This is a genomic window from Microbacterium sp. OVT16B (genome assembly GCF_019969705.1).
In the GTDB taxonomy this organism is placed as follows: domain Bacteria; phylum Actinomycetota; class Actinomycetes; order Actinomycetales; family Microbacteriaceae; genus Microbacterium; species Microbacterium natoriense.
Genome location: NZ_JAHXZA010000001.1, coordinates 1,023,457 through 1,048,308, shown reverse-complemented (window position 1 = coordinate 1,048,308; position 24,852 = coordinate 1,023,457). Strand labels below are relative to the sequence as shown.

The window sequence follows — 24,852 nt, the reverse complement described above, 5'->3', positions numbered from 1 at the left end:
GAGCGGAGCATCCGCCCCCGGATCGGAGTTCGCGGGCGTCAGCCCTTCGCGGTGACCTCGCCGTCGCTCCACCACAGGACGCGCTTGCGCACGACCGCGAGGAGCACGATCAGGAGGACGCCGAGGAGGCAGAGCAGGGCGATGCTGGCCCAGGTCACCGGCAGGTTGGCCTGCGCGGCCGACGTCGTGACGAGCGAGCCGAGACCGGCCTGCTGACCGGCGGCGACGAACTCCGCGACCGCGGCGCCGACGACGGCGAGCGGGAGCGCGATGCGGAGCCCCGCGAACACGTACGGCATGCTCCCCGGGAGGCGCAGCTCGCGGAAGATCTCCCACCGCGAGGCGTGCAGCGTCGTGAACACGTCGAGCGCGCGCTGGTCGACGTCGCGGAGGCCGGCGAGCGAGTTCACCAGCATCGGGAAGAACACCACGAGCCCGGTGACGATGAACTTCGGCACCATGCCGAAGCCGAACGCCACCACCAGGGCGGGGGCGATGGCGACGATCGGGGTCACCATCACGATGATCACGAGCGGCATCACCGCCTTCTCGATGATCTGGAACTCCGCCATCACCACGGCCAGCAGGAATCCGGCGAGGATGCCGGCGGATGCGCCGACCACGACCTCGAGCAGCGTGACGAGGAAGTTCGACCAGTACATGCCCGCGTCGCCGGCGAGGCTGGCGCCGATGTCCTGCAGCGCGGGGAGGACGTAGGGGTTCGTCCACGCGACGAGCTGCCACAGCGTGGCCGCGATCGCGAAGGTGATGAGGGTGGGCAGCCACGCTCCCCACCGCAGCCAGGAGGGGATGCCGCGGCGCGGCGTCTCCCGCAGGCGGGCGGTGGCGAGGGTCGCCGTGGTGTCGCGGATCGTCATCTCAGACATGGGCCTTCTCCGTCTGCGCGCGCAGCGCACCGCGCACGATGCCTTCCAGTTCGCGGAACTCGTCCGTCGCGTACGCCTCCTCGGTGCGGGGGCGCGGCAGGTTCACGTCGATCACCTGCGCGATGCGGCCGGGGTGGGCGGCCATCACCACGATGCGGTCCGAGAGCATGATCGCCTCCGGCACCGAGTGGGTCACGAACATGACGGCCTTGCGGTTCGACTGCCAGAACTCCAGCAGGGCGATCCGCTGGAGGTCGCGGTTCATCTCGTCGAGGGCCGAGAACGGCTCGTCCATCAGCATGATGGCCGGGTCGAACACGAAGGCCCTGGCGATGGCGGCGCGCTGCTGCATGCCTCCGGAGAGCTGACCGGGGTACTTCGACATCGCCTTTCCGAGACCGAACGTCGACAGCAGCTCCTCGGGGTCGCGCAGCGCGCGCCCTCCGTTGGCGCCGCGGTTGATCCGCAGCGGCAGCTCGACGTTCTCGCGCACGGTCTTCCACGGCAGCAGGGCGGGAGACTGCGGCACCAGCCCGATCTTCTTGTCGCGGGATGCCGCGCTCACGCTCTCCCCGTCGATCGTGACGGTTCCGGAGTCCGCGTCGATGAGACCGGCGACCACCTTGAGGAGCGTCGACTTGCCGCATCCGCTCGGTCCGATCACGGAGACGAACTCGCCCATGCCGATGGTGAGGCTGACGTCGTCGAGCACGGTCACCCGCGCCCCGTCCACTCCGAAGGTCTTGGTGACGCCGGTGACCTCGACGCCCGCTCCCTGCGAGGCGGCCATCACTTCGCCGGCCAGATCAGCTCGTCGCCGTCGTAGAGGTCGGCCACCAGGTCGACGTCCATCATCTCGGCGATCTTCGGCAGGCCCTTGACGTCACCGTACTTCTCGACGAGCGCGTACTCGGGCTTCCACATGGCCTCGGTCTGCACGCCGGGGTGACCGCCGGTGCTGGTGCGCACCCACTCCGACTCGACGGCCCAGGTGCGGGCGAGCTGGTCGCGCGGGAACGCGGCGCCCTGGTTGTTGTCCTCGGCGAGCTTCGCGAGGGTGTCGATGCACGCGTCCGACTCGTCGAGGCAGTACTGCAGGGCCTTGAGGCTGGCGCGCATGAAGTCGGCGGCGACCTCGCGGTGCTCGGAGAGGAAGCGCGAGTTGACCTCCATCACGTTGTAGGTGCCCTCGACGCCCTCGTCGGCGGGGAGGAACTCGCTGAACGGGAGGTCCTGCGCCTTGAGCGACTCCGGCTGGTTGGAGGCGTAGCCGACGATCGCGTCGACCTGCTCCCGCACGACGACGGTGGGGTCGTAGTTGGTCATCTTGACCATCTCGACCTTCGAGACGTCGACGCCGGCGTTGTCGAGCATGGCGGAGGCGATCGGGGTGAGGTTGATGAAGTAGCCCAGCGACCCGCCCTCCAGATCCTTCAGGCTCGTGAGCTTCTCGTTGCCGAAGATCGAGAAGGGCGAGGTGGTTCCGTAGGTGGCCACCGCCGTGAGGTTCTTGCTGTTGGCGGCGGCGAGCATGACGTCGGATGCCGAGCCGAGCGCGGTGAACTGCGCCTGCCCCGATGCCACGAGTTGCTGCCCGTTCGCTCCGGAGGCGTTGATCTCGACGTCGAGGCAGAGGTCGTCGAAGTAGCCGAGCTCCTTCGCGAGGAACACGTCGAGCTGACCGGCGCTGGCCGAGTAGCCGTAGCCGGAGATGTAGGTGATGGTGCCGGCATCCTGATTCCGCTGGCAGCTGTCGGCGTCGACAGCTGCGTCTGCGGGGGCGGTTCCGCTGCCGGGGCTCTGTGCGGAGCATGCTCCGAGGGTGAGCGTGGCAGCGAGAACGCACGTCAGGGTGGCAGCGATGCGGATTCGGGTTTCCGCGGGGGAAGTAGCCATGAGGGTCCCTTCTCGGCCGTTCGTCGTTGATGGCTCGTCGAAAGTAACATAGTCAAGATTGACTAAGCAAGATCAAACTAAACTTTGACGAAGCGATGACGCCTCCCGTCGCGAAAGATCCCGGTATCAGACGTCGATACCGGGATCTTTCGAGACGGGAGGGATGCCGCGAGCGGGTCAGCGCGGAGCGTGCGCCTCCAGGAACTCGTACACGTCGGTCGTGTCGACGCCGGGGAACGCACCCGTGGGCAGCGTCGCGAGCAGGGTGCGGGGGGTCTTGACGTTCGGCCAGGCGTTCTCGCGCCAGCGCTCCTCGAGCTCGGCGGGAGCGCGACGGCAGCACACCTCGACCGAGTGCTTCGAGACGCCGCGGTGCGGGGTGTCCCGCCCGACGAACCACTTGGTGTCGTCGAAGCGCACGCCGACGCTCACGGAGTGCAGCCCCTCGCTCGACGCCTCGACGCGGGCGGTGCACCAGTACGTCCCGTTGCCGGTGTCGGTGTACTGGTAGTACGGGTTGAACCGGTCGTCCTCGTCGAACACCACGCGGCTGGTCCACTTCCGGCAGCACATCTGCCCCTCGATCGCGCCGAACCGGTCGGTCGGGAAGTTCACGTCGTCGTTCTCGTAGGCCTTGGTGATGGTGCCCGACTCGTGCACCTTGAGGAAGTGCACGGGGATGTCGAGGTGGCGCGTCGCGAGGTTCGTGAAGCGGTGCGCCGCCGTCTCGTACGACACCGAGTAGGCGTCGCGCAGGTCCTCGATCGAGATCGCCTTGCGCGACTTCGCCTCCGTCAGCATCGGGACGACGTGCCCCTCTGGCATGAGCAGGGCGCCGGTGAGGTAGTTCGTCTCCACGCGCTGGCGGAGGAACTCCGCGTAGCTGCGCGGCTCTGCGTGCCCCAGCATCCGGCTCGACAGCGCCTGCAGCACGGCCGTGCGGGCATCGCCCTTCGCCTGCGCGCGGCTCGAGAGGTACAGCCTGCCGTTGGCGAGGTCGGCGACGCTGCGCGTGGTCTGCGGGAGGTCGGGGGCGTAGTGCAGGGTGAAGCCGAGGTAGGCGGCGATCTCGGATGCCGTGCGCTGAGTGAGCGGACCGCCGGAGTGGCCGACGGCGGTGAGGATCTCGGACGCTTTGGCCTCGAGGTCGGCGAAGTGGTTGTCCTGCCGTCGCATGAGGTGGCGCAGCTCGACGTTCGCACGCCTGGCCTCCTCGGGCGTCGCCGCCCTCTCGTCCTTGAGGCGGTCGATCTCGCCATGCAGAGCCAGCAGCGCTTTGAGGGCATCCGTCGGCATGCTCTTGGCGATGCGGAAGGGCTCGATGCCCAGCGCCTGGAAAGTCTGCCCCTTCATCGCGCGCTCCAGCGCGATCTCGATCGCACTGCGCTCGTCGAGCGGCTCCCCCTCCAGCAGCGCGTCGATCGTGACGCCCAGTGCGCGCGCGATCGCCTGCAGCTGCGTGAGCTTGGGTTCGCGCTTGCCCGTCTCGATCATCGACATCTGGCTCGGCGCGCGATCGACCGCCGCGGCGAGGTCGTCGAGGGTCATCCCGCGCGCGGTACGGAGCTGGCGGATGCGGCGGCCGATCGTGAGGGCGTCGGCGTCTTCTTCGACGGCTGAGGTGGTCATGTCGGCGATTCTGTCACAGAAACAGAATTTCCGGCGATCTTCACTACGGATTTGGCGAGTTCGGGTCATGAACTTCACACAGAGTGGTCTCAAGCCAGACGGCATCGCAGCCGGATCGTTCGAAGAAAGGACTTCTGATCATGAGCACTCCCACCGTCACCGCGCCGATCCAGACGGCGCAGCAGGGTCCGGCGATCACGGTCGCGGGTCCCATCCGCGATCGCTACGACGAGATCCTCACTCCGGATGCGCTCGCCTTCCTCACCGAGCTGCACCACCGCTTCGGCGGCCGTCGCCACGACCGGCTCGCCGACCGGATGCGCCGCCGCTTCGAGATCGGCAACGGCCACGACCCGCGGTTCCGCGAGGAGACCGCGCACATCCGCGAGGACGCCGACTGGCGCGTCGCCGGCCCCGGACCCGGCCTCGAGGACCGCCGCGTCGAGATCACCGGCCCCACCGACCCGAAGATGACCATCAACGCCCTGAACTCGGGCGCCCGGGTCTGGCTGGCCGACCAGGAGGACGCCACGAGCCCCACCTGGAAGAACGTCATCGAGGGCCAGCTGTCCCTGCGCGACGCGATCCGCGGCGAGCTCTCCTTCACCTCCCCCGAGGGCAAGGAGTACCGCGTGACCGCCGAGCGGACGCCCACGATCGTGATGCGCCCTCGGGGCTGGCACCTCACCGAGAAGCACATCGAGTTCACCGACCGCGCAGGTCGGCGGATGTCGGCATCCGGCTCGTTGGTCGACTTCGGCCTCTACTTCGTGCACAACGCGCTGGCTCTGATCGAGTCGGGCCGCGGCCCGTACTTCTACATCGCCAAGCTCGAGTCGAGCGAGGAGGCGAAGCTGTGGGACGACATCTTCAGCTTCAGCGAGGAGTACATCGGGATCCCGCACGGCACGATCCGCGCGACCGTGCTCATCGAGACGCTGCCCGCGGCGTTCGAGATGGACGAGATCCTGTACGAGCTGCGCGACCACTGCGCCGGCCTCAACGCCGGTCGCTGGGACTACATCTTCTCCATCATCAAGAACTACCGCGGCCGCGGCGCCCGGTTCGTGCTCCCCGACCGCAGCGAGGTCACCATGACGGTGCCCTTCATGCGGGCCTACACCGAACTGCTCGTGCAGACGTGCCACAAGCGCGGCGCATACGCGATCGGCGGCATGAGCGCCTTCATCCCCAACCGTCGCGACCCCGAGGTCACCGCACGGGCGATCGAGAAGGTGTCGGCCGACAAGAAGCGCGAGGCCGCGGACGGCTTCGACGGCACCTGGGTGGCGCACCCCGACCTGATCGCCACCGCGCAGGCCGAGTTCGACGCCGTGCTCGGCGACCGGCCGAACCAGGTCGACCGTCTCCGCGAGGACGTGTCGGTCTCGGCATCCGACCTGCTCGACCTGCACATCGGGCGCCCGATCACGGCGCAGGGCGTGCGCGACAACGTCTCGGTGGCCATCCGCTACCTCGAGGCCTGGCTCCGCGGGCAGGGCGCCGTCGCCATCGACAACCTGATGGAGGACGCGGCGACCGCCGAGATCAGCCGCTCGCAGGTGTGGCAGTGGATCCACCAGGACCGCACCACCGAGGACGGCACCGCGATCACCGCGGAGTACGTCGAGGGCCTGATCCGGGAGATCCTCGCCCAGGCCACGCGGTCGGCGGGAGACCGCTTCGACGACGCCGCCGACGTCTTCCGGGAGGTCGCGCTGCACGAGGAGTTCCCCACCTTCCTCACCCTGGGCGCCTACTCGCGCTACCTCATCGAGAACAACTGACCCGCTCATCACCACCACGAAGGACTTGACATGACTCAGTACCAGGACGACATCGACGCCATCCGGGCGCTGAAGGAGGAGCACGGCTCCCCCTGGAACGCCATCGACCCGGAGTCCGCCGCACGGATGCGCGCGCAGAACAGGTTCCGCACCGGGCTCGAGATCGCGCAGTACACCGCCGACATCATGCGCCGCGACATGGACGAGTACGACGCGGACTCCTCGGTGTACACGCAGTCGCTCGGCGTGTGGCACGGGTTCATCGGGCAGCAGAAGCTCATCTCGATCAAGAAGCACCTGAAGTCGACGAACAAGCGCTACCTCTACCTCTCCGGATGGATGGTCGCCGCGCTCCGCTCCGAGTTCGGGCCGCTGCCCGACCAGTCGATGCACGAGAAGACCGCGGTGCCCGCTCTGATCGAGGAGCTGTACACGTTCCTCCGCCAGGCCGACGCCCGCGAGCTCGACCTGCTCTTCACCCAGCTCGACGCCGCCCGTGCCGCCGGCGACGAGACCGCGGCGGAGTTCATCCAGTCGCAGATCGACGACTACGAGACCCACGTCGTCCCGATCATCGCCGACATCGACGCCGGCTTCGGCAACCCCGAGGCGACGTACCTGCTCGCGAAGAAGATGATCGAGGCGGGCGCGTGCGCCATCCAGATCGAGAATCAGGTCTCCGACGAGAAGCAGTGCGGCCACCAGGACGGCAAGGTCACCGTGCCGCACGAGGACTTCCTCGCGAAGATCAACGCGGTCCGCTACGCGTTCCTCGAGCTCGGCATCGACAACGGCATCATCGTCGCCCGCACCGACTCGCTCGGCGCGGGGCTCACCCAGAAGCTCGCTGTCTCGCAGGAGCCCGGCGACCTCGGCGATCAGTACAACTCCTTCCTCGACGTCGAGGAGATCTCCGAGGCCGATCTGGGCAACGGCGACGTGGTCATCAAGCGCGGCGACGCGCTGCTGCGCCCGAAGCGTCTCGCGAGCAACCTGTACCAGTTCCGCACCGGCACCGGCGAGGAGCGCGTCGTGCTCGACTGCATCACGTCGCTGCAGAACGGCGCCGACCTGCTGTGGATCGAGACGGAGAAGCCGCACGTCGAGCAGATCGCGGGCATGGTCGACGCGATCCGCGAGGTCATCCCGAACGCGAAGCTCGTCTACAACAACAGCCCGTCGTTCAACTGGACGCTGAGCTTCCGCCAGCAGGCGTACGACCTGCTCGCGGAGCAGGGCGGCGACGTGTCGGCGTACGATCGCGACAAGCTCATGAGCGTCGAGTACGACGACACCGAGCTCGCGCGGCTGGCCGACGAGAAGATCCGTTCGTTCCAGCGCGACGGCTCCGCCCGCGCGGGGATCTTCCACCACCTCATCACGCTCCCGACGTACCACACGGCCGCGCTGTCGACCGATGACCTCGCGAAGGGCTACTTCGGCGACGAGGGGATGCTCGCCTACGTCAAGGGCGTGCAGCGCCGCGAGATCCGCGGCGGGATCGCCACGGTCAAGCACCAGAACATGGCGGGCTCCGACCTCGGCGACAACCACAAGGAGTACTTCGCCGGGGACGCCGCGCTCAAGGCCGGCGGTCAGCACAACACGATGAACCAGTTCAACTGACGACCAGTCCGGACGACAGATCCGGATGCCCCGAGGACGATGCCCCTCACCGCGATCCGGTGAGGGGCATCGCCGTGCCGGGGGCGGGCGGGCGTAGCCTGGAGCGATGAGCGACGTGTGGACCGGCATCGCCGGCGAGTTCCTGCACCTCTACCCCCGCGGCACGCGCCTGCTCGCGGTGGCGGGAGCGGATGCCGAGCGCTCGCGAGCCGCGGCGGACGAGCTCGCCGATGCGCTGCGCGCGGCCGGCCAGGATGTCGTGCGCACCCACTTCGACGAGGTGGACCCTGCGCAGCTCCGCGCGGACGTCGTCGCCCCGTTCCGCGCCGAGCGGTCTCCGCGGGTGCTGATCGTGTCGGGCCCCGGCGCTCTGCTGAGCGAGGCGGCACGCGGCATGTGGAACTACGCGCTCTGGCAGCTCGCCGGAGACGAGCCCCCGCACACGGTGGCGGACGCCCTCGTCGAGGTGACCGATCCGCGGCATCCGTTCCGCCGCTTCGCCGACTACTGCGCGGCGCCCGCCTCCTACGGCGCCTGACGCCCGCGGGCTCCGCCTCAGCGGAACGAGGCGGCGACCGAGTTCCGGTGGTAGTCGAACACGATGCTCGTCCGCGTGGAGGCGACGCTGGACTGCGCCGAGAGATGCTCCAGCACGAACTCGCGCATCTCCGAGGAGTCCGCGACCGCGATGTGCAGGAGGAAGTCGTCGTCGCCGCCGAGGAAGAACAGCTGGATCACCTGGGGCAGCACGCGCACCCTCTCGGCGAACTCCACGATGCTCTCCCGCCGCCCGCTCGGGCGCAGCGTCACGCCGATGATCGCCTGGAGACCAGCGCCCAGCATCCGCTCGTCCACGCTCGCATGGAAGCCGGTGATCACCCCTCTGTCGAGCAGGGATCGCAGTCTGGCGTGCGCGGTCGACGGGGCGACTCCCAGCTTGACGGCGAGCTCGGCGTTGGTCATGCGCCCGTCGGCCGCCAGCAGCCGGACGATCTGCGTGTCGACGGGGTCGAGGGCGGGGGCTCGCAGAGTGTTCGGCTGCGGGGCCGCGGAAGAGGTCTCCATCCGAATGATTATTCAGGATCGGGGCACCTGTCGAATAGTCTTCAGGAAATCTTTCTGAACGCCGATGTTTCTGCGATTCTGGTGGACGCAGAAACAGCCGCCACCCGGAAGGATCCGATCGATGAAGATCGCCGTGCCCACTGAGGTCAAGAACAACGAGAGCCGCGTCGCGCTCACCCCGGCCGGCGCCGACCGCCTGGTCCGCGAGGGGCACCGCGTCATCGTGCAGTCCGGTGCGGGCCTCGGCTCGCGCATCTCCGACGAGGCGTACCGCCTCGCCGGTGCCGAGATCGTCGCGACCGCGGAGGAGGCCTGGACCCAGGCCGATCTGCTCATCAAGGTCAAGGAGCCCATCGCCCAGGAGTACGGCTTCCTGCGCCCCGACCTCACCCTCTTCACGTACCTGCACCTGGCCGCCGACCGCGCGCTCACCACGGCGCTCGTCGATGCCGGCACCACCGCGGTCGCCTACGAGACGGTGCAGCTGCCCGATCGCAGCCTGCCGCTGCTCGTGCCCATGAGCGAGATCGCCGGTCGGCTCTCCGTCACCATGGGGTCGTACTCCCTGCTGCGCTCGAACGGCGGCCGCGGCATGCTGCTCGGCGGCATCGCCGGCACGCCGCGTGCGAAGACGGTCGTGATCGGCGGCGGCGTCGCCGGTGAGCACGCCGCGGCCAACGCCCTCGGCCTCGGCTCGAAGGTCACCGTGATCGACATCTCCCTGCCGCGTCTGCGGGAGCTGGAGCACCGCTACGGCGGGGCTCTGGAGACCCGGGCCTCGAACCGCTACGACATCGCGGAGGAGCTCGCCACGGCCGACCTCGTGATCGGCTCGGTGCTGATCCCCGGCGCCGCGGCACCCAAGCTCGTCACCGACGACATGGTCGCCGCCATGAAGCCCGGCTCCGTGCTCGTGGACATCGCGATCGACCAGGGCGGATGCTTCGAGGGCTCGCGCCCGACGACGCACGACGACCCGACCTTCGCGGTGCACGACTCGATCTACTACTGCGTCGCGAACATGCCGGGCGCCGTGCCCGAGACCGCGACGCGCGCCCTCACCAACGCGACCCTCCCCTACGTGTCGGCGATCGCCGGCAAGGGCTGGGACCGCGCGGCATCCGACGACGCCGCCCTCGCCAAGGGGCTGAACGTCCAGGGCGGGCGCATCGCGCTCGACGCGGTCGCCCAGGCGCACGGCCTCCCGGCCTGAGACCGTCGCACAGCACCACGAGAAAGGGCCGGGGAGCAGACTCCCCGGCCCTTTCTCGTCGCCCGCACGACCCCGCGCTCCCGACCTGGCGCTATTCGAATCGCACCGTGTTGCGAAGAGCGCCGATGCCCTCGACTGACGTCGTCACCAGATCGCCGTCGCGCAGCCATCTGGGTTCAGCCATGCCCAGTGCCACACCTCCCGGCGTGCCGGTGAGAATGATGTCACCGGGGCGGAGCACGGTGAGCTGCGACACGTAGGCCACGAGGTCAGCCGCGTCGAACACGAGTTCGGCGGTGTCTCCGTCCTGCACCACCTCGTCATTCACAGTGCACGTGATGCGCAGCCCCTCGCGGGGCTCCAGTTCGTCGGCCGTGACGATCCACGGCCCGATCGGCGTCGTGGCATCGAAGGCCTTGCCCTGCAGCCACTGCAGGGTGCGCTGCTGCCAGTCCCTCATCGAGATGTCATTCGACACCGTGTACCCCAAGATGGCGAGGCGCGCATGCTCCCGGTCCACCCGGCGCACCTCGGCGCCGACTACGACGGCCAGCTCCGCCTCCCAGTCGAGCTTCACCGTGTCGTGCACGAGGATCTCATCGGCGGGCCCCGTGAGGGTGTCGGCGAACTTCGCGAAGATCGTCGGGAACTCGGGCACGTCCCGCCCGGTCTCGAGGATGTGGTCGCGGTAGTTGAGTCCGCAGCAGAAGATCTTCGCCGGGCGAGGCACGGGATTCGCGAAGACCTCATCGCCAAGGGCGGTGCGGGCCGGATGCCGGAGCACCGCTTCCGCCCGCTCGCGCCAGTCGGGCGCGGCGATGAGGTTCTGCACGTCGTCCTCCTCCAACACCACCCAGCCGGCGTCGTCTCCGACCGCAGCTCGCGTGCGGCCGCCGCGGCGCACGGTGGCGAGCCGCATCACTCCTCCTCGGCTGCGAGGTGGGCGACGCCCTGGATCTCGATGAGCGCCTCGGGCTGCCAGAGCCTGGTGACCCCGATCCCCGCCATCGCGGGGTACTCGGTGCCGGCCATCTCCCGCCAGAGCCGTCCGATCTCACGGCCGTTGCGCTGGTAGTCGTCGACGTCCACGAGGTAGATGGTGGCGTCGACGAGGTCGCTCGGACGTCCGCCTGCGGCCTCGAGCGTCGTCAGCACGTTCGAGAACGCCTGTACGAACTGCTCGACGATGCCGCCGGGTACGATCCGCCCCTCGGCATCCATGGCGGTCTGCCCGCCGAGAAAGACGAAGTCCCCGGCGCGGACGCCGTGCGCGAAGCCACTCGGCTTCACCAGCGAGTCAGGGTTGATGATCTGCCGCGGCATGTGCGGCCTCCTTATGGTCGGTGCGGATCGTGTCGTGTCGGTGCGGATGCAGGTTGATGGATGCCGAGGAGTCCGCGGCGTGCGGCACGGTCAGCGGGCGAGGGCCGGCGCATCCGCCTGCCGGGGTGTCCAGCGACGATGTGCGACAGCCTCGTCGGCGCTCGACGTGTCGCGCACGAACGAGAGACGCGGGCGCACGGCGTCGGTCCGCGCGGTCGGGGGCTTGCGCGCCCCGGCACGGTACGGGGCGACCCAGTCGGCGCCCTCGCCGCGGTACCCCTGGTCGGCTGCGGCATGCAGAGTCCACTGCGGGTCCCACAGGTGCGTGCGGCCGAGCGCGACGAGATCGGCTCGTCCCGCGAGCAGGATCGAGTTGACGTCATCGTGACTCGACACCGCGCCGACCGCGATGACGGAGACACCCGCTCCGGCCGCCACACGGTTGCGGATCGCATCGGCGAACGGGGTCTGGTAGCTGCGGCCGAACTGCGGGCGCTCGTGAGCGGCGATCTGGCCCGACGACACATCGATCGCGTGAGCGCCGTGTGCGATGAACGCGCGCGCGATCTCGACCGCGTCGTCGACCGTGTTCCCGCCGTCGATCCAGTCCTCCGCGGAGAGCCGGACAGCGAGGGGGCGCTCGGCGGGCCACGCCGCTCGCATCGCGTCGAAGATCTCGAGCGGGTAGCGGAGCCGGTTCTCCAGCGAGCCCCCGTACTCGTCGTCCCTCGTATTGGAGACGGGAGAGAGAAAGGACGAGATGAGGTAGCCGTGCGCCGCGTGCAGCTCGGCGAGATCGAAGCCGGCGTCGGCTGCCCGACGGGTCGCGGCGACGAACTCCTCCCGCACGAGCGTCATGGTCGCACGGTCGATCTGCTCCGGTACCTGGTTCACCGGCCCGTAGGCGAGAGCCGACGGGGCCATAGTCGTCCAGTTGCCCTCGTCGAGAGGCTGATCGATGCCCTCCCACATGAGCTTGGTCGAGCCCTTACGTCCGGCATGGCCGATCTGCACGCCGATCTTCGCGGTCGACCGAGCGTGCACGTACGACACGATCCGGCGCCAGGCATCCGTCTGCTCGTCGGCGTAGAGTCCCGCGCAACCGGGCGTGATGCGTCCCTCCGAGGAGACGCACACCATCTCGGTCATCACGAGACCCGCGCCTCCCATGGCCTTGCCACCGAGGTGCACGAGGTGGAAGTCGCCCGGCACACCTTCGACCGAGGAGTACATGTCCATCGGCGACACGATCACGCGATTCTTCAGTTCCAGCCGGCCGATGCGGTGAGGCCGGAACATCGCCGGCTCGTCGGCGTCGCGCGAGACGAGCGGAGCCCCGCGCACGATGTCACGCGCGAACTCCGGATCGCGTACGGCGAGGTTGTCGAGCGTGATGCGGCGGCTGCGCGTCAGAAGGTTGAACGAGAACTGCAGCGGCTCCTGATCCGCGTACTGTCCGATGCGCTCGAACCACTCGAGCGAGGCCTGCGCCGCCCGCTGCGTGGAGGCGACGACGGGGCGCCGCTCGGTCTCGTAGGCGGTGAGCGCCGCCTCGATCGACGGCTGCTCGTGCAGGCACGCGGCGAGCGCGAGCGCGTCCTCCATCGCGAGCTTCGTTCCGGAGCCGATGGAGAAATGCGCGGTGTGGGCGGCATCCCCGAGGATGACGAGGTTCTCATGGTGCCAGTGCTCATTGCGCACCGTCGTGAAGTTCAGCCACTTCGAGTTGTTGGTGAGCACCTCGTGGCCGTCCAGCACGTCGGCGAAGAGGCCGCGGATCTTCTCCACCGCGTACTCGTCGCTCACGCCGGGCGGGAACAGCTCCTGCTCGGTAGCGTCGAATCCTGCCTCGCGCCATACGTCCTCGTGCATCTCGATGAGGAAGGTGCTGCCCTGATCGGAGTACGGGTAACCGTGCAGTTGCATGATGCCGTGCGGAGTGTGCAGCACGGCGAAGGTGAACGCCTCGAACACGCGATCGGTGCCCAGCCACATGTACTTCGACACCCTCCTGTCGAGGTCGGGGCCGAAGCGATCGGCGAACTGCGCGCGCACGCGGGAGTTCACCCCGTCCGCGGCGAGCACGAGGTCGTACTCCGCCATGAGCTCGGATGCATCCGGAGCCTCGGTGCGGAACAGGATCTGGACGCCGAGTTCCAGGCAGCGCTGCTGCAGCAGCTGCAGCAGCTCCTTGCGCCCCATCGCGGCGAAGCCCTGTCCGCCGATCGTGTGCGTCGTCCCGCGGAAAAGGATGTCGATATCGGTCCAGCGGGCGAACTGCGCACCCATACGCGCGGCGATCACAGGGTCGGCGTTCTCGATCCCCCCGAGGGTCTCATCGCTGAACACGACGCCGAACCCGAAGGTGTCGTCCGGGGCGTTGCGCTCCCACACGGTGACCTCGTGCGCGGGATCCAGCTGCTTCATGAGTGCGGCGAAGTAGAGGCCTCCGGGACCTCCGCCGATGACGGCGACGCGCATATCAGGCTCCTTGGGTGAGAGGTTGCGCGATGGCGGCATCGAGAGCCGCCCTCTCGCGCAGGACGAAATGCTGCACCTTGCCGCTGGGGTTGCGGGGCAGCTCGGTGAGGTAGTCGACGCGGCGGGGGCACTTGTAGATCGCCAGTCGCGCTCTGACGTGTTCGAGGATGCTCGCGGTGAGGGCATCCGAACCTGCGAGGCCCTCACGGGGGACGACGAACGCTGCGACGATCATGCCTCGGTCGACGTCCGGCCGACCGACCACGGCGCACTCCAGCACGTCCGGGTGGGCGAGCACGGCCTCCTCGACCTCTGGGGCGCCCACGTTGTACCCGGCCGTCACGATCATCGAGTCGTTGCGCGCCTGGTAGGTGAAGTACCCGTCCTCGTCTCTGACGAAGGTGTCTCCGGTGATGTTCCACCCATCGTGCACGTACACGCTCTGGCGCTCATCGTCGAGGTAGCGGCATCCGGTGGGGCCGATCACGCCGAGGCGTCCCGACTCGCCTGCGCCGAGCTCGCGCCCGTTCTCATCGAAGATCGCTGCGCGGTAGCCGGGAACGACCCGGCCGGTGGCACCGGGACGGATATCGTCGCCGGACGCCGAGATGAACACGTGCAGCATCTCCGTGGCGCCGATGCCGTTGACGAGACGCAGACCACTCGCCTGCTCCACGGCCTCGAACGTCGAACGTGTGAGGTGCTCTCCCGCCGCGACGCCGATGCGGAGGCGGCCGAGCTCGTCGGCGAGACCCGCCTTGATGATGCCGCGATACCCGGTGGGCGCCGTGTACAGCACGGTGATGCCGAGCGGACGGATGAGCTTCGCGAGTTCCAGCGGGGTCGCGCGCTCGATGAGCACCATGGCACCTCCGGTGCGGAGCGGGAAGACGACATTGCCGCCAAGACCGAAGGTGAACGCGAGGGGAGCCGTGCTCGCGCTCACGTCGTCGGCGCCGAGGTGCAGCACGTGGCGGGCGAAGGTATCGGCGTTGGCGAGGATGTCGCGATGGAAGTGCATCGTGACCTTCGGCACACCGGTGGTGCCGCTGGTCGCGCCGAGCAGCGCGACGTCGTCGGCGGCGGTGTCGACCGCCGCGAACTCTCCGCGCTTGGCGTCGCACGCCGCAGCGAGCTCGTCGCGCTCCCCGCCAGCGACGAGCACGGTCGGCGGCGCGCCCAGAGCGGCGAAGGCCTCCTCCGCGTCGGCGAGGCCGCGGTGGTCGACGATCGCGATCCGCGGCGAGACGCGCTCCGCGACGTTGCCGACCTCCTGTGCCCGCCAGGCCACCATCGTGGTGACGACGACCATACCGGCCTTGAGAGCGCCCAGCCAGCAGGCGACCGTCCAGGGGCCGTTGAGCATGCGCAGCATCACCCTGTTGCCCGGCACGAGGCCGCAATCCTCGGTGAGCACCTGGGCGAACTGATTCGCTCGGAGCTGCAGATCCCCGTAGCTCCACGAGGCGCCGTCTGCGAGGAGGATCGCCGGCCTCCGCGCGCCGTGCTGCGCGACCGCCCGGTCGATCAGCTCGGCGGCGGCGTTGAGACGTTTCGGATACTGGACATCGGGGATGGTGAACTCGAGAATCGGCCACAGTTCGGCCGCAGGCAGCGAGTCGCGAGTGAAGGTGTCGACGTGCGCTGAGGGGGAGAGCTCCATTGCTGGTCCCTTCGGTGGTTGAGAGGTCTGAGGATTCAGAGCGGACGACCCGGGCGGATCATCCCCTCCTGGGCGACGGTGGCCACGAGCCGTCCGTCCACGGTGTGGAACCGGCCGAGACCGAGACCGCGCCCGTCGGCGATGCCGGCGCTCTCCTGCACGTAGAGCAGCCACTCGTCTGCGCGGGCGGGGGCGTGGAACCACATGGCGTGGTCGAGGCTCGCGGTGACGAGGCCTTCCGCGCGCCACGGCAGCCCGAGCACTCGCAGCACCGGTTCGAGGATCGTGTAGTCGCACACGTAGGCGATCGCGAGCTGGTGCGTGCGGGGGTCGTCCTCGAGCTTCTCGAAGGAGCGCACCCAGACGGCCTGGTGGGGGACCCGTTCACCCTCGATCTCGACGTACACCGGTCCGGGCACGTGCCTGATGTCGAAGCTCCGTCCGTGCGACCAGTACTCGATGTCAGGACCGTCGAGACCCGCGAGCGCCTCTTCCGAAGAGCGCAGCTCCTCGGGCGACGGCACCTCGGGCAGTGCGGGACCGTGTTCGGGGAACTCCTCCGGCACGTGGAACGAGGCGGTGGACAGGAAGGCGAGCTTGCCGTGCTGATGGCCGCGGACGTGCCGAGTCGAGAATCCGCGGCCGTCGCGGATGAGCTCCACCTCGTACCGCACCGGCTCCGAGACATCGACGCCGCGGAGGAAGGAACTGTGCACCGAGTGCAGCAGACGGTCGTCGTCCACGGTGCGGAGTGCCGCCGCCACGCTCTGCGCGACAGTGTCGCCTCCGTAGGCCTTGGGCCAGGGCACCGGCTGCGGCTGCGCCTCGAACGCGCGATCGGCGTGCTCGGGTGCCGTCTCGGTGAGGGCGATCGCGCGGTGGAACGCGGCAGAGGAGTTCATGCGCGGCGGAACCCCTCGAGCGTCGAGTCGTCGACCTCGTCGAGATTGACGACGATGTTGTCGGGCGTTCGAGTGGTAAGCCAGACGAGCTCCTCCGTGATCGACATGTTCGCCTCGACGTGGGGCATGTAAGGAGGCACGAAGACCCAGTCCCCCGCCGTCATGTCGAGGTACTCGCGGTAGCCATCGCCGAAATAGATCCTTGCAGTGCCCCGCAGCACGTACCCGCCGGTCTCGGCTTCGCCGTGATGATGCGGGAGGGAGCGATAGCCGGGCTCGTTGGAGACCTTGCCGAACCAGATCTTCGTGGCCTCGGTGTGCTGGGGGCCCACCCCCGAGACGCGGACGCATCCGCCGGACGACATGGTGTGCGTGTCCTCCTCACCGCTCCGGGTGACCTGCGGCACGCGGTCCCAGCGCAGTTCGTTCTCACTCATGAAAGCTCCTTCGCTCGTGTCTGAGGGGCGCGGCATCCGCGCCGCGAACAGGCCCGAAGAACCCGATGGAAGAAGTGTCACATACGTGACTATCGTCACACAAGTGCAATATGTGAGGGTTTCGGAGTGACAGCGAACGAAGAGGACCCCGGATGCCGTGATCGGCGTCCGGGGTCCTCCCGAGGTTCGTTCAGCTCATCACAGCGGTGACGAAGCGCTCCGCTGCGGGCTCCAGGCGGCGATGCAGCTCAGCGAAGAGCCGTTCGGCCTCGACACCGGACCACCCGTCGGGAAGCAGTTCGAGGGGAATGCCGGGATCGAGATAGGTGAGCCGTCGCCAGCGGGTGATCGCGCCCACGTGGGCCGCGAAGGCTTCGCCGTCGGTGAGCTTCTCGGCGAGCACACCGCTGAAGCCCTCGACGAAGTCGCGATACAACGGCTCGAGCGCGGGGAGGTCCCACCACCGTCGCACGGCGAGCACGAGGTCGTCTTCGGACAGGCGGTCGCCGAGGAACAGCTCCACGAAACCGTCCAGTCCCGCCCTGCGCAGCGCCATGCGGGTCTCGTCGGCGATGAGCCCAGGGGCGATCCAGAGCCCGCCGTTCACCTGCCCGAATCCGAGCCGCTGCAGCAGACGGCGCAACTGATGCCGCAGCGGCCGCTCCCGCTCCGGCACGCTGAACGACGCGAGAAGCCACGGATCGGACGGCTGCGCCCTGCGCTCCTCGAAGATGCGGCGGTCTCCGGCCGAGAACACACCTTCGAGCGAGTCGGCCAACCGGTAGGCGGCTCCGCCGCCCGAGCGCATGCTCACGAGGACGCCGCGCTGCTTGAGTCTCGAGACCGCCGAGCGCACTGCGGAGGAATCAGCCCCCAGCGCGGCCATCATCTCGATGAGGTCGGCGATCTGGATGACGCCGCCATGTGCACGCACGTACCGCCCGAAGACGGTGACGATGAGGTGCTGAGGCCTGACGGCCGCGCCGGGGATGCCGGCGGCGTCATCCGCATCGTCGGCGCGGACGGCCGGGAGATCTGCGCTCATGTCGAAGGAGCCTAGCGGCTCCGCGTCTCCGGACTCGTCGCCCGTTCGGGATAGCTGCAGCGAAAGAACTGCGGTTCTTGGTGCGATCCGACCGCTCATCCCCCACGCTCGCACGGGTACGCTTTTACCGTGACCGAACGCGCACCTCTCTCTCGCAAGCTGTCCGCCATCGCCGAGTCCGCGACCCTCAAGGTCGACGCCAAGGCCAAGGCTCTGAAGGCCGAGGGCAAGCCCGTCATCTCGTATGCCGCCGGCGAGCCCGACTTCGCGACGCCGCAGTTCATCGTGGATGCCGCGGCCGAGGCCCTGGCCGACCCCGCGAGCTACCGCTACACGCCGGCGGCCGGCCTTCCGGCGCTGCGCGAGGCGATCGCCGCGAAGACGCTGCGCGACTCCGGGCTCGAGGTCTCGCCCAGTCAGATCATCGTGACCAACGGCGGCAAGCAGTCGGTCTATCAGGCGTTCCAGGCCGTCGTGAACCCCGGCGACGAGGTGCTGCTGCCCGCGCCGTACTGGACCACGTACCCCGAGGCGATCCGCCTCGCCGACGGCACGCCCGTCGAGGTCTTCGCCGGCGCCGACCAGGACTACAAGGTCACGGTCGAGCAGCTCGAGGCCGCGCGCACCGAGCGCACCACCGCGCTCGTGTTCGTCTCCCCGTCGAACCCCACCGGGTCCGTCTACACCGCGGAGGAGACGAAGGCGATCGGCGAATGGGCCGTCGAGCACGGCATCTGGATCATCTCCGACGAGATCTACCAGAACCTCACGTACGAGGGCGTCAAGGCCACCTCGATCGTCGAGGCCGTGCCCGAGGCCGCGAACCAGACCATCCTCGTCAACGGCGTGGCGAAGACCTACGCCATGACCGGCTGGCGCGTGGGCTGGATGGTCGGCCCCTCCGACGCCATCAAGATCGCGGGCAACCTGCAGTCGCACCTGTCGAGCAACGTGAACAACGTCGCCCAGAAGGCCGCGATCGCCGCCCTCAACGGCCCGCAGACCGAGGCCGAGAAGATGCGCGAGGCGTTCGACCGCCGCCGTCAGCTCATCGTCTCGGAGCTGTCGAGGATCGAAGGCCTCATCGTGCCGAACCCGCTCGGCGCGTTCTACGTGTACCCCGACGTGCAGGGCCTCCTCGGCCGCGCGTGGGGCGGCGTGACGCCGACCACCTCCCTCGAGCTCGCCGACCTCATCCTCGAGCAGGCCGAGGTCGCCGTCGTCCCCGGCGAGGCGTTCGGCCCGTCGGGCTACATCCGCATGTCGTACGCCCTGGGCGACGACCAGCTCCTCGAGGGCGTGCAGCGCCTCCAGCGCCTGTTCTCCTGAGCCGGCGGGGTCTTCCCCGGCAACGCGACGCCCCTCCGGTCCACGTGGACCGGAGGGGCGTCGTCGTTCAGCGGGTCGGGATGCCGGGCCGCTCAGTCCTCGGGGTGGTATCCGATGAGCCAGCGGATGCCGTAGCGGTCGACGAGCGTGCCGTCCCAGTCGCCCCACGGGCGCTTCTGCAGCGCATCGATGACGCGTCCGCCGGCGGCGAGCTCGTCGTACCAGCGCGTCAGCGTGACGGCATCCGCGGTGCCGAGCAGCGACAGGAACATGCCGCCCATCTGCACCGCGTCGTCATCGGCCCCCGCGTCGGCTCCGGCCAGTTCGACGAGACCGGAGAGCTGACCGTGAGCGACGGCGTCGGGCGGGCCGTCGTGGCGCCCCGCCGTCGCGTAGTCGAACATCTGCAGCTCGCCGCCGAACACCGCCTGATAGTGGGCCAGCGCCTCCGCCGCGTTGCCGGGGAACAGGAGGTAGGGAATCAGTCCGCTCATCCCGCGAGTGTACGTCGACGCACCGACGCTCGTCAGAGCTCGACGCCGACGAGCACCGGCTCAGGCTGCAGCACGAGACCGAACTCGGAGTGCACGCGGCTCTGGATGAAGCGGGCGAGCTCCGAGACCTCAGCGGCGGTCGCCCCACCGCGGTTGGTGAGGGCGAGGGCGTGCTTGGTCGACACGGACGCCCGCGACCGCGGCAGCTTGAATCCCTTGCGGATGCCGGCCTGCTCGATCAGCCACGCGGCGCTCACCTTGACCTCCGCGCGCTCCGGCTTCGACGGCGGGACCAGCCCGTCGTAGGAGGCCAGCGGGATCACGGTCACGGCGTCGAGGTCGGGCGAGACGGGCCAGCGAGGGCACTCCGGCGGGAGCGCACGGGCGACGCTCTCCGGCACGATCGCGTTCTGGAAGAAGGAGCCGACTCCGTGCGTGTCGGGGTCGTCCTCGTCGAGCAGCATGCCCTTCGAGGCGCGGGTCGCGAGGATGCGCTCGCGCACCCAGCGCAACGGCACCGGCTCGTCGCCCTCGAGCGCGAGCGCCCGACGCAGCTGCTCGCCCCGCACGACGCGCTCCCCCGCCACGAGCAGGTCGACCGTGATCGACAGGATGACCGCCCTGCGGTGGGGTTCGCTGCCGTAGTGGTGCTTGAACACCGAGGTGCGGAATCCGAGGCCGAGCTCGGAGGCCGGGACCGTGAGGATCTCGTCGGCGTGCTCGTCGAGCAGCTCCACCTCGACCAGCGTCTCCTGCACCTCCTGGCCGTACGCCCCGATGTTCTGCACGGGGGCGGCGCCGACGGTGCCGGGGATGCCGCTCATGGCCTCCAGCCCCGCGTAGCCGCGCTCGACCGCGTAGGCGACGAGGTCGTCCCACGCATGACCGGCCTGGGCGCGGAGGCGGATGCGCCCGGCGTGCGGCGACGGGAGCTCCTCGATGCCCTGCGTGAGGATGCGGATGACCGTGCCCTCGAACGGCGCGTCTCCGACGAAGAGGTTCGACCCGCCTCCGAGGACGAACCAGTCGTCTCCTCGGGACCACACGTCGCGGAGCGCCTCGACGAGTTCGTCGGCTGTCGACGCCTCCAGCATCCGCTCCGGGGCGGCGCCCGTGTGCAGCGTGGTGAGGGCGGACAGGCGGATCGGCTCGACCTCGCGCATCAGATCGCGACGCGCAGCTGCGCCTTGACCAGCACGGTCGTCTCGCCGAACGTGACCTTCAGGTCGATGCGCGCGGCCTCGTCGTCGACAGCGCCGACCGTGGCCAGCACGTGCACATCGGCGCCGTCCTGCGGGTCGACGACGACGGGCTTCGTGAAGCGCACGCCGTAATCGAGGATGCGCGCAGCGGGGTCGAGGGCGGCGACCACGACGGAGGAGGCCACACCCATCGTGAGCATGCCGTGCGCGAGCACTCCGGGGAGGCCGACGGCCGCGGCGACGTCGTCGCGGTAGTGGATGGGGTTGAAGTCCCCTGACGCTCCGGCGTACCGCACGAGCGACTCGCGGGTCAGGTGCACGGTGCGCTCGGCGATCACGTCTCCGACGGTGAACGACATCACTCGGCTCCTTCTTCCGACCCCACGAGCAGCATGCTGGTGGCGGTCACGACGTGGGCGCCATCGGCATCCGTGATCTCGGCCTCGCTCGTGATCATGGCGTTGCCGCCCATCATGCGGATGCCGGTCACGCGCAACTGGCCCGTGAGCTCGTCTCCGGCCACGATCGGACGCGAGTAGGTGAAGCGCTGCTCGGCGTGGATCGTGCGGGCGAGCACGATGCCGGAGTCGGTCTGGTTCAGCAGCTGCTGCAGCGTGTGATCCTGCACGACCATCGCGAAGGTCGGCGGCGCGACGACGTCGGCGAAGCCCGCGGCGCGCGCGGCCTCGACATCGGTGTGCTGCGGAGCATCCGCGAAGACGGCGCGCGCGAACTCGCGGATCTTCTCACGGCCGACGAGGTACGGGGTGGTCGGCGGGAAGTCCCGTCCGACGAGTTCTTGATTCACTGCCACCCTTCGATCCTACTTCTCGGGGGTGCTCAGCTCTTCTTGCGACCCCGGATCGCCTTGAGCGCCATCTGCGCTGCGATCACGACGAGGTAGGCGGCGAACAGGATGTTGGCCGTCAGCGGGTCGATCAGGGTCGCCAGCCAGGCGCCGAGCGCGGTCGTCGTGCAGGCCGAGACGCCGACCAGGCCCGCCGCGACGAGGTCGACGTTGCGATTGCGGAGATTGCCGATCGTCCCGGAGATCGCGGTGGGGATCATCATCAGCAGCGAGGTGCCCTTGGCCACGAGGTCGCTGGTGCCGAAGGCGATCATCATCGCCGGCACCACGATCACCCCGCCGCCGACGCCGATGAGGCCGGCGATGATGCCGGTCGCGACGCCGAGGGCGACGAGCGAGACGCCGCTGAGCCAGTTCAGGTCGAAGACGGCATCCCTGGAGGGGATCACGAGGAACAGCGTCACGATCACGACGATGAGGAAGGAGACGAAGGCCCACCGCAGCACCGTCTGCGAGATCTTCGGGAGCAGCCTCGTGCCGATCTGCGCGCCGACGACGGATCCGGCCGCGAGGATGATCGCGGGAATCCAGGCCACCGAGTCGTGCACGGCATAGGAGATCACGCCGACGGTCGCGGTCGGGATGATGGCCGCCAGGGACGTCCCCGCGGCGAGCCGCTGATTGAAGTGCAGCAGCAGCACGAGCAGGGGCACGATCACGGTGCCGCCGCCGACGCCGAAGAGGCCGGACAGGAGCCCGGCGACGAGGCCGATGCCGATGAAGGATGCGTAGGCGCGAGGCCCTCGGTTCGGGGCCAGGACGTCGTTCACCGTTCCAGCCTACTCTCGGGCCCTGCTCCGTCCGACGCCGCCCCTGCGCCGGACGGACGCCGCGTCTCTCCCGTGCAACGCGCATCGCGCATCGGCGAGGGAGGGACGCGGCATCCTGGGCGGTCAGATCTCCGAATCGGCTCTGACCGGCACGGCAATCGACTCGGTGAGCGCCTGCTCATAGCGCTGCTGCCGACGCCGCAGCCACAGCCCGCCGATGATCAGCAGCGCCAGCACGCCGTACGCGATCGCCGCGAAGGGCTGCGCGACGAGCGTCGTGAGATCGCCCTGGCTCAGCTGCAGCGCCTTGCGCAGCTGCTCTTCTCCCATCGGCCCCAGGATCATGCCGACGACGAGCGGGGCGACCGGGTAGCCGAAGCGCCGCATGAAGTAGCCGAGCACGCCCACCACGAGCAGGATGAGGATGTCGACGGGCGAGTAGTGCAGCGCGTACGCCCCGAACACGGCGAACAGCAGGATGCCGGCGTAGAGGTACGGCCGCGGGATCTGGAGCAGCTTCACCCACATGCCCACGAGCGGCAGGTTCAGCACGATCAGGATCACGTTGCCGATGTACAGGCTCGCGATCAGCGCCCACACCAGGCTCGACTGGCTCTGGAACAGCAGCGGTCCCGGCTGGAGCCCGTAGGACTGGAAGGCGGTGAGGATGATGGCCGCGGTCGCCGTCGTCGGCAGTCCCAGCGTCAGCAGCGGCACGAGGACGCCGGCCGCCGCCGCGTTGTTCGCCGACTCCGGCCCCGCGACGCCCTCGATCGCCCCCCGGCCGAACTCGTTCCGGTGCCGCGAGAGCTTGCGCTCGGTCGCGTAGGACAGGAAGGTCGCGACGTCCGCACCGCCGGCGGGGATCGTGCCGATCGGGAAACCGATGGCCGTGCCCCGCAGCCACGGCTTCCACGACCGGCGCCAGTCCTCCTTGGTCATCCAGCTGCGCCATCCTCTGGCGACGGGGATGACCTCCACGCCGCCGTGCCGCAGCCGCGCCGCGATGTACAGCGTCTCCCCCACCGCGAACAGCCCGACCGCGACCAGCACGATGTCGACGCCGTCCGACAGCGGCAGCAGCCCCAGCGTGTAGCGCTGCTGTCCGGAGAGCAGATCGGTGCCGACGAGCCCGAGGAACAGGCCGACGCCGAGCGACAGCATCCCGCGGGAGATCGAGCTGCCGATCAGCGCACCGACCGTGACGAAGGCGATCACGATGAGAGCGACGTAGTCGGACGGCCCGAGGTTCACGGCGAACTGCGCGAGCACCGGGGCCAGCAGGGTGAGCCCGACCGTCGCCAGCGTGCCGGCGACGAAGGACCCGAGTGCGGCCGTGGCGAGCGCGGCAGCCCCTCGTCCGAGCTTCGCCATCTTGTTGCCCTCGATCGCCGTGACGATCGAGGCCGACTCCCCCGGGGTGTTGAGCAGGATGCTCGTCGTCGACCCTCCGTACATGCCGCCGTAGTAGATGCCAGCGAACGTGATCAGCGCGGCGGCCGGGTCGAGGGTGTACGTGAGCGGCAGCAGCAGCGCGACCGTCATGGCCGGACCGATGCCGGGCAGGACGCCGACGGCGGTGCCGATGAACACGCCGAAGAAGGCGAAGACGAGGTACTGGGGCTGCAACGCGGTCGCGAACCCCTCCATGAGCAGGGACCAGCTGTCCATCAGAACATCCTTCCGAGCCAGCCGAGAGCGGGGCCCCACGGCAGCGAGAGCCCGAGGAGTCCGCCGAACACGATCTGCACGACGAGCGCGAGGAGGATGCCGACAAGGAACGCCATCCACCACTTCTTCGCCCCGAGAGACCACGCGACGCCGCCGAACAGGACGGCGGCGGCCGGAGCCCAGCCCAGCGGTTCGATCAGCAGCAGGTGTGCCACGATCAGGCCGGCGAGCTTGGCGAGGGTGAGCCAGTCGGTCGGGAGGCTGGTGTCGATGTCCTCGCCCTCCTCGGCGGCGCCCCGCTTGCCGCGGAGCACGCCGACGAGCACCGCGACGGCCGAGGCCAGCAGGATCGCCGACACGAAGATCGGGAAGACCCTCGGGCCCACGGTCGCACCGAGGGGCACGTGGATGGCGAAGACGCCGGCGACGGCGCACACGCCGAGTCCGACCATGAGCACGGCGAACACCAGCTCGCCGACGGGGAGCGACGACGATCGTGCGGACGGGCTCTCGCCCGCCCGCACGGCGTCCCCTCCCGTCCCCAGAGAACCGGAGGGGGTCATG

The 24,852-nt window shown here is 69.1% G+C and carries 24 protein-coding genes; 5 read left to right on the top strand and 19 right to left on the bottom strand.

The genetic code is table 11. From position 1 onward, the window contains the following. Positions 1 to 38 precede the first annotated feature (38 nt). The 4 genes from LC438_RS04855 to LC438_RS04840 all read right to left on the bottom strand — a co-directional run bounded on the left by LC438_RS04855 (position 39) and on the right by LC438_RS04840 (position 4,412). Entirely contained in the window at positions 39 to 887 is an 849-nt protein-coding gene (locus LC438_RS04855; protein ID WP_223585997.1) for an ABC transporter permease, read from the bottom strand. Next, complete coding sequence (locus LC438_RS04850) at positions 880 to 1,677, bottom strand: ABC transporter ATP-binding protein (protein ID WP_223585996.1); 798 nt, start codon at positions 1,675 to 1,677, stop codon at positions 880 to 882. Before LC438_RS04850 ends, LC438_RS04855 begins: the two co-directional genes overlap by 8 nt. Continuing rightward, a complete protein-coding gene (locus LC438_RS04845) occupies positions 1,677 to 2,783 on the bottom strand; it encodes an ABC transporter substrate-binding protein (RefSeq protein ID WP_105673615.1) in 1,107 nt (368 codons plus the stop codon). Before LC438_RS04845 ends, LC438_RS04850 begins: the two co-directional genes overlap by 1 nt. Positions 2,784 to 2,960: 177 nt before the next feature. Further along, positions 2,961 to 4,412, bottom strand: a complete 1,452-nt coding sequence (locus tag LC438_RS04840; protein WP_105673617.1) for a helix-turn-helix domain-containing protein — start codon at positions 4,410 to 4,412, stop codon at positions 2,961 to 2,963. A 140-nt stretch (positions 4,413 to 4,552) separates the two neighbouring features. On the opposite strand from LC438_RS04840, the gene aceB reads away from it, so the two are divergent. From aceB to LC438_RS04825, 3 genes are all read left to right on the top strand, one after another. Beyond that, positions 4,553 to 6,199 (top strand): malate synthase A, encoded by a 1,647-nt coding sequence (gene aceB, locus LC438_RS04835; RefSeq protein ID WP_105673619.1) that lies wholly within the window; start codon positions 4,553 to 4,555, stop codon positions 6,197 to 6,199. Positions 6,200 to 6,229: 30 nt separating this feature from the next. Beyond that, the gene (locus LC438_RS04830; RefSeq protein ID WP_105673621.1) at positions 6,230 to 7,825 is read left to right on the top strand and encodes an isocitrate lyase; all 1,596 of its coding nucleotides are present in this window, start codon (positions 6,230 to 6,232) and stop codon (positions 7,823 to 7,825) included. 106 nt (positions 7,826 to 7,931) lie between these two features. After that, on the top strand, positions 7,932 to 8,363 hold the full coding sequence (locus LC438_RS04825; protein ID WP_105673623.1) for a hypothetical protein: 432 nt from the start codon (positions 7,932 to 7,934) through the stop codon (positions 8,361 to 8,363). 17 nt (positions 8,364 to 8,380) lie between these two features. Here the strand turns inward: LC438_RS04825 and LC438_RS04820 are convergent, their stop codons facing one another. Continuing rightward, entirely contained in the window at positions 8,381 to 8,890 is a 510-nt protein-coding gene (locus LC438_RS04820; RefSeq protein ID WP_105673625.1) for an Lrp/AsnC family transcriptional regulator, read from the bottom strand. A gap of 121 nt (positions 8,891 to 9,011) precedes the next feature. On the opposite strand from LC438_RS04820, the gene ald reads away from it, so the two are divergent. Then, the gene (gene ald / locus LC438_RS04815; protein ID WP_105673628.1) at positions 9,012 to 10,103 is read left to right on the top strand and encodes an alanine dehydrogenase; all 1,092 of its coding nucleotides are present in this window, start codon (positions 9,012 to 9,014) and stop codon (positions 10,101 to 10,103) included. Positions 10,104 to 10,194: 91 nt separating this feature from the next. Here the strand turns inward: ald and LC438_RS04810 are convergent, their stop codons facing one another. From LC438_RS04810 to LC438_RS04780, 7 genes are all read right to left on the bottom strand, one after another. Then, complete coding sequence (locus LC438_RS04810; protein ID WP_105673630.1) at positions 10,195 to 11,022, bottom strand: fumarylacetoacetate hydrolase family protein; 828 nt, start codon at positions 11,020 to 11,022, stop codon at positions 10,195 to 10,197. Further along, positions 11,022 to 11,426, bottom strand: coding sequence for a RidA family protein (locus LC438_RS04805; protein WP_105673632.1), 405 nt, complete (start codon positions 11,424 to 11,426; stop codon positions 11,022 to 11,024). Before LC438_RS04805 ends, LC438_RS04810 begins: the two co-directional genes overlap by 1 nt. 90 nt (positions 11,427 to 11,516) lie before the next feature. Next, complete coding sequence (locus LC438_RS04800) at positions 11,517 to 13,907, bottom strand: bifunctional salicylyl-CoA 5-hydroxylase/oxidoreductase (RefSeq protein ID WP_105673634.1); 2,391 nt, start codon at positions 13,905 to 13,907, stop codon at positions 11,517 to 11,519. A 1-nt stretch (position 13,908) separates the two neighbouring features. Continuing rightward, a complete protein-coding gene (locus tag LC438_RS04795; protein WP_223585995.1) occupies positions 13,909 to 15,570 on the bottom strand; it encodes an AMP-binding protein in 1,662 nt (553 codons plus the stop codon). 35 nt (positions 15,571 to 15,605) lie between these two features. After that, positions 15,606 to 16,472 (bottom strand): acyl-CoA thioesterase II, encoded by an 867-nt coding sequence (locus LC438_RS04790; RefSeq protein ID WP_223585994.1) that lies wholly within the window; start codon positions 16,470 to 16,472, stop codon positions 15,606 to 15,608. Beyond that, positions 16,469 to 16,909: a cupin domain-containing protein gene (locus tag LC438_RS04785; RefSeq protein ID WP_223585993.1), complete on the bottom strand. Its 441-nt coding sequence runs from the start codon at positions 16,907 to 16,909 to the stop codon at positions 16,469 to 16,471. The genes LC438_RS04790 and LC438_RS04785 overlap by 4 nt, the downstream gene beginning before the upstream one ends. A gap of 190 nt (positions 16,910 to 17,099) precedes the next feature. Continuing rightward, entirely contained in the window at positions 17,100 to 17,954 is an 855-nt protein-coding gene (locus LC438_RS04780; RefSeq protein WP_223585992.1) for a PaaX family transcriptional regulator C-terminal domain-containing protein, read from the bottom strand. Between the two features lie 129 nt (positions 17,955 to 18,083). Between LC438_RS04780 and LC438_RS04775 the strand changes: the two genes are divergently transcribed. Then, entirely contained in the window at positions 18,084 to 19,283 is a 1,200-nt protein-coding gene (locus LC438_RS04775) for a pyridoxal phosphate-dependent aminotransferase (protein WP_223585991.1), read from the top strand. 92 nt (positions 19,284 to 19,375) lie between these two features. Here the strand turns inward: LC438_RS04775 and LC438_RS04770 are convergent, their stop codons facing one another. From LC438_RS04770 to LC438_RS04740, 7 genes are all read right to left on the bottom strand, one after another. Beyond that, the gene (locus tag LC438_RS04770) at positions 19,376 to 19,777 is read right to left on the bottom strand and encodes a glyoxalase/bleomycin resistance/extradiol dioxygenase family protein (protein WP_105673647.1); all 402 of its coding nucleotides are present in this window, start codon (positions 19,775 to 19,777) and stop codon (positions 19,376 to 19,378) included. A gap of 32 nt (positions 19,778 to 19,809) precedes the next feature. Then, entirely contained in the window at positions 19,810 to 20,940 is a 1,131-nt protein-coding gene (locus LC438_RS04765; protein WP_223585990.1) for a UDP-N-acetylmuramate dehydrogenase, read from the bottom strand. Further along, positions 20,940 to 21,338 carry a MaoC/PaaZ C-terminal domain-containing protein gene (locus LC438_RS04760; protein ID WP_105673651.1) on the bottom strand — a complete coding sequence of 133 codons (399 nt, stop codon included), beginning with the start codon at positions 21,336 to 21,338 and terminating at the stop codon, positions 20,940 to 20,942. Before LC438_RS04760 ends, LC438_RS04765 begins: the two co-directional genes overlap by 1 nt. Beyond that, on the bottom strand, positions 21,338 to 21,793 hold the full coding sequence (locus LC438_RS04755) for a MaoC family dehydratase N-terminal domain-containing protein (RefSeq protein WP_105673653.1): 456 nt from the start codon (positions 21,791 to 21,793) through the stop codon (positions 21,338 to 21,340). The genes LC438_RS04760 and LC438_RS04755 overlap by 1 nt, the downstream gene beginning before the upstream one ends. Positions 21,794 to 21,819: 26 nt before the next feature. Beyond that, positions 21,820 to 22,617 carry a sulfite exporter TauE/SafE family protein gene (locus LC438_RS04750; RefSeq protein ID WP_105673655.1) on the bottom strand — a complete coding sequence of 266 codons (798 nt, stop codon included), beginning with the start codon at positions 22,615 to 22,617 and terminating at the stop codon, positions 21,820 to 21,822. A 123-nt stretch (positions 22,618 to 22,740) separates the two neighbouring features. Next, entirely contained in the window at positions 22,741 to 24,288 is a 1,548-nt protein-coding gene (locus tag LC438_RS04745; protein ID WP_105673657.1) for a tripartite tricarboxylate transporter permease, read from the bottom strand. Next, the gene (locus tag LC438_RS04740; RefSeq protein ID WP_223585989.1) at positions 24,288 to 24,851 is read right to left on the bottom strand and encodes a tripartite tricarboxylate transporter TctB family protein; all 564 of its coding nucleotides are present in this window, start codon (positions 24,849 to 24,851) and stop codon (positions 24,288 to 24,290) included. Before LC438_RS04740 ends, LC438_RS04745 begins: the two co-directional genes overlap by 1 nt. Position 24,852: the final 1 nt, after the last annotated feature.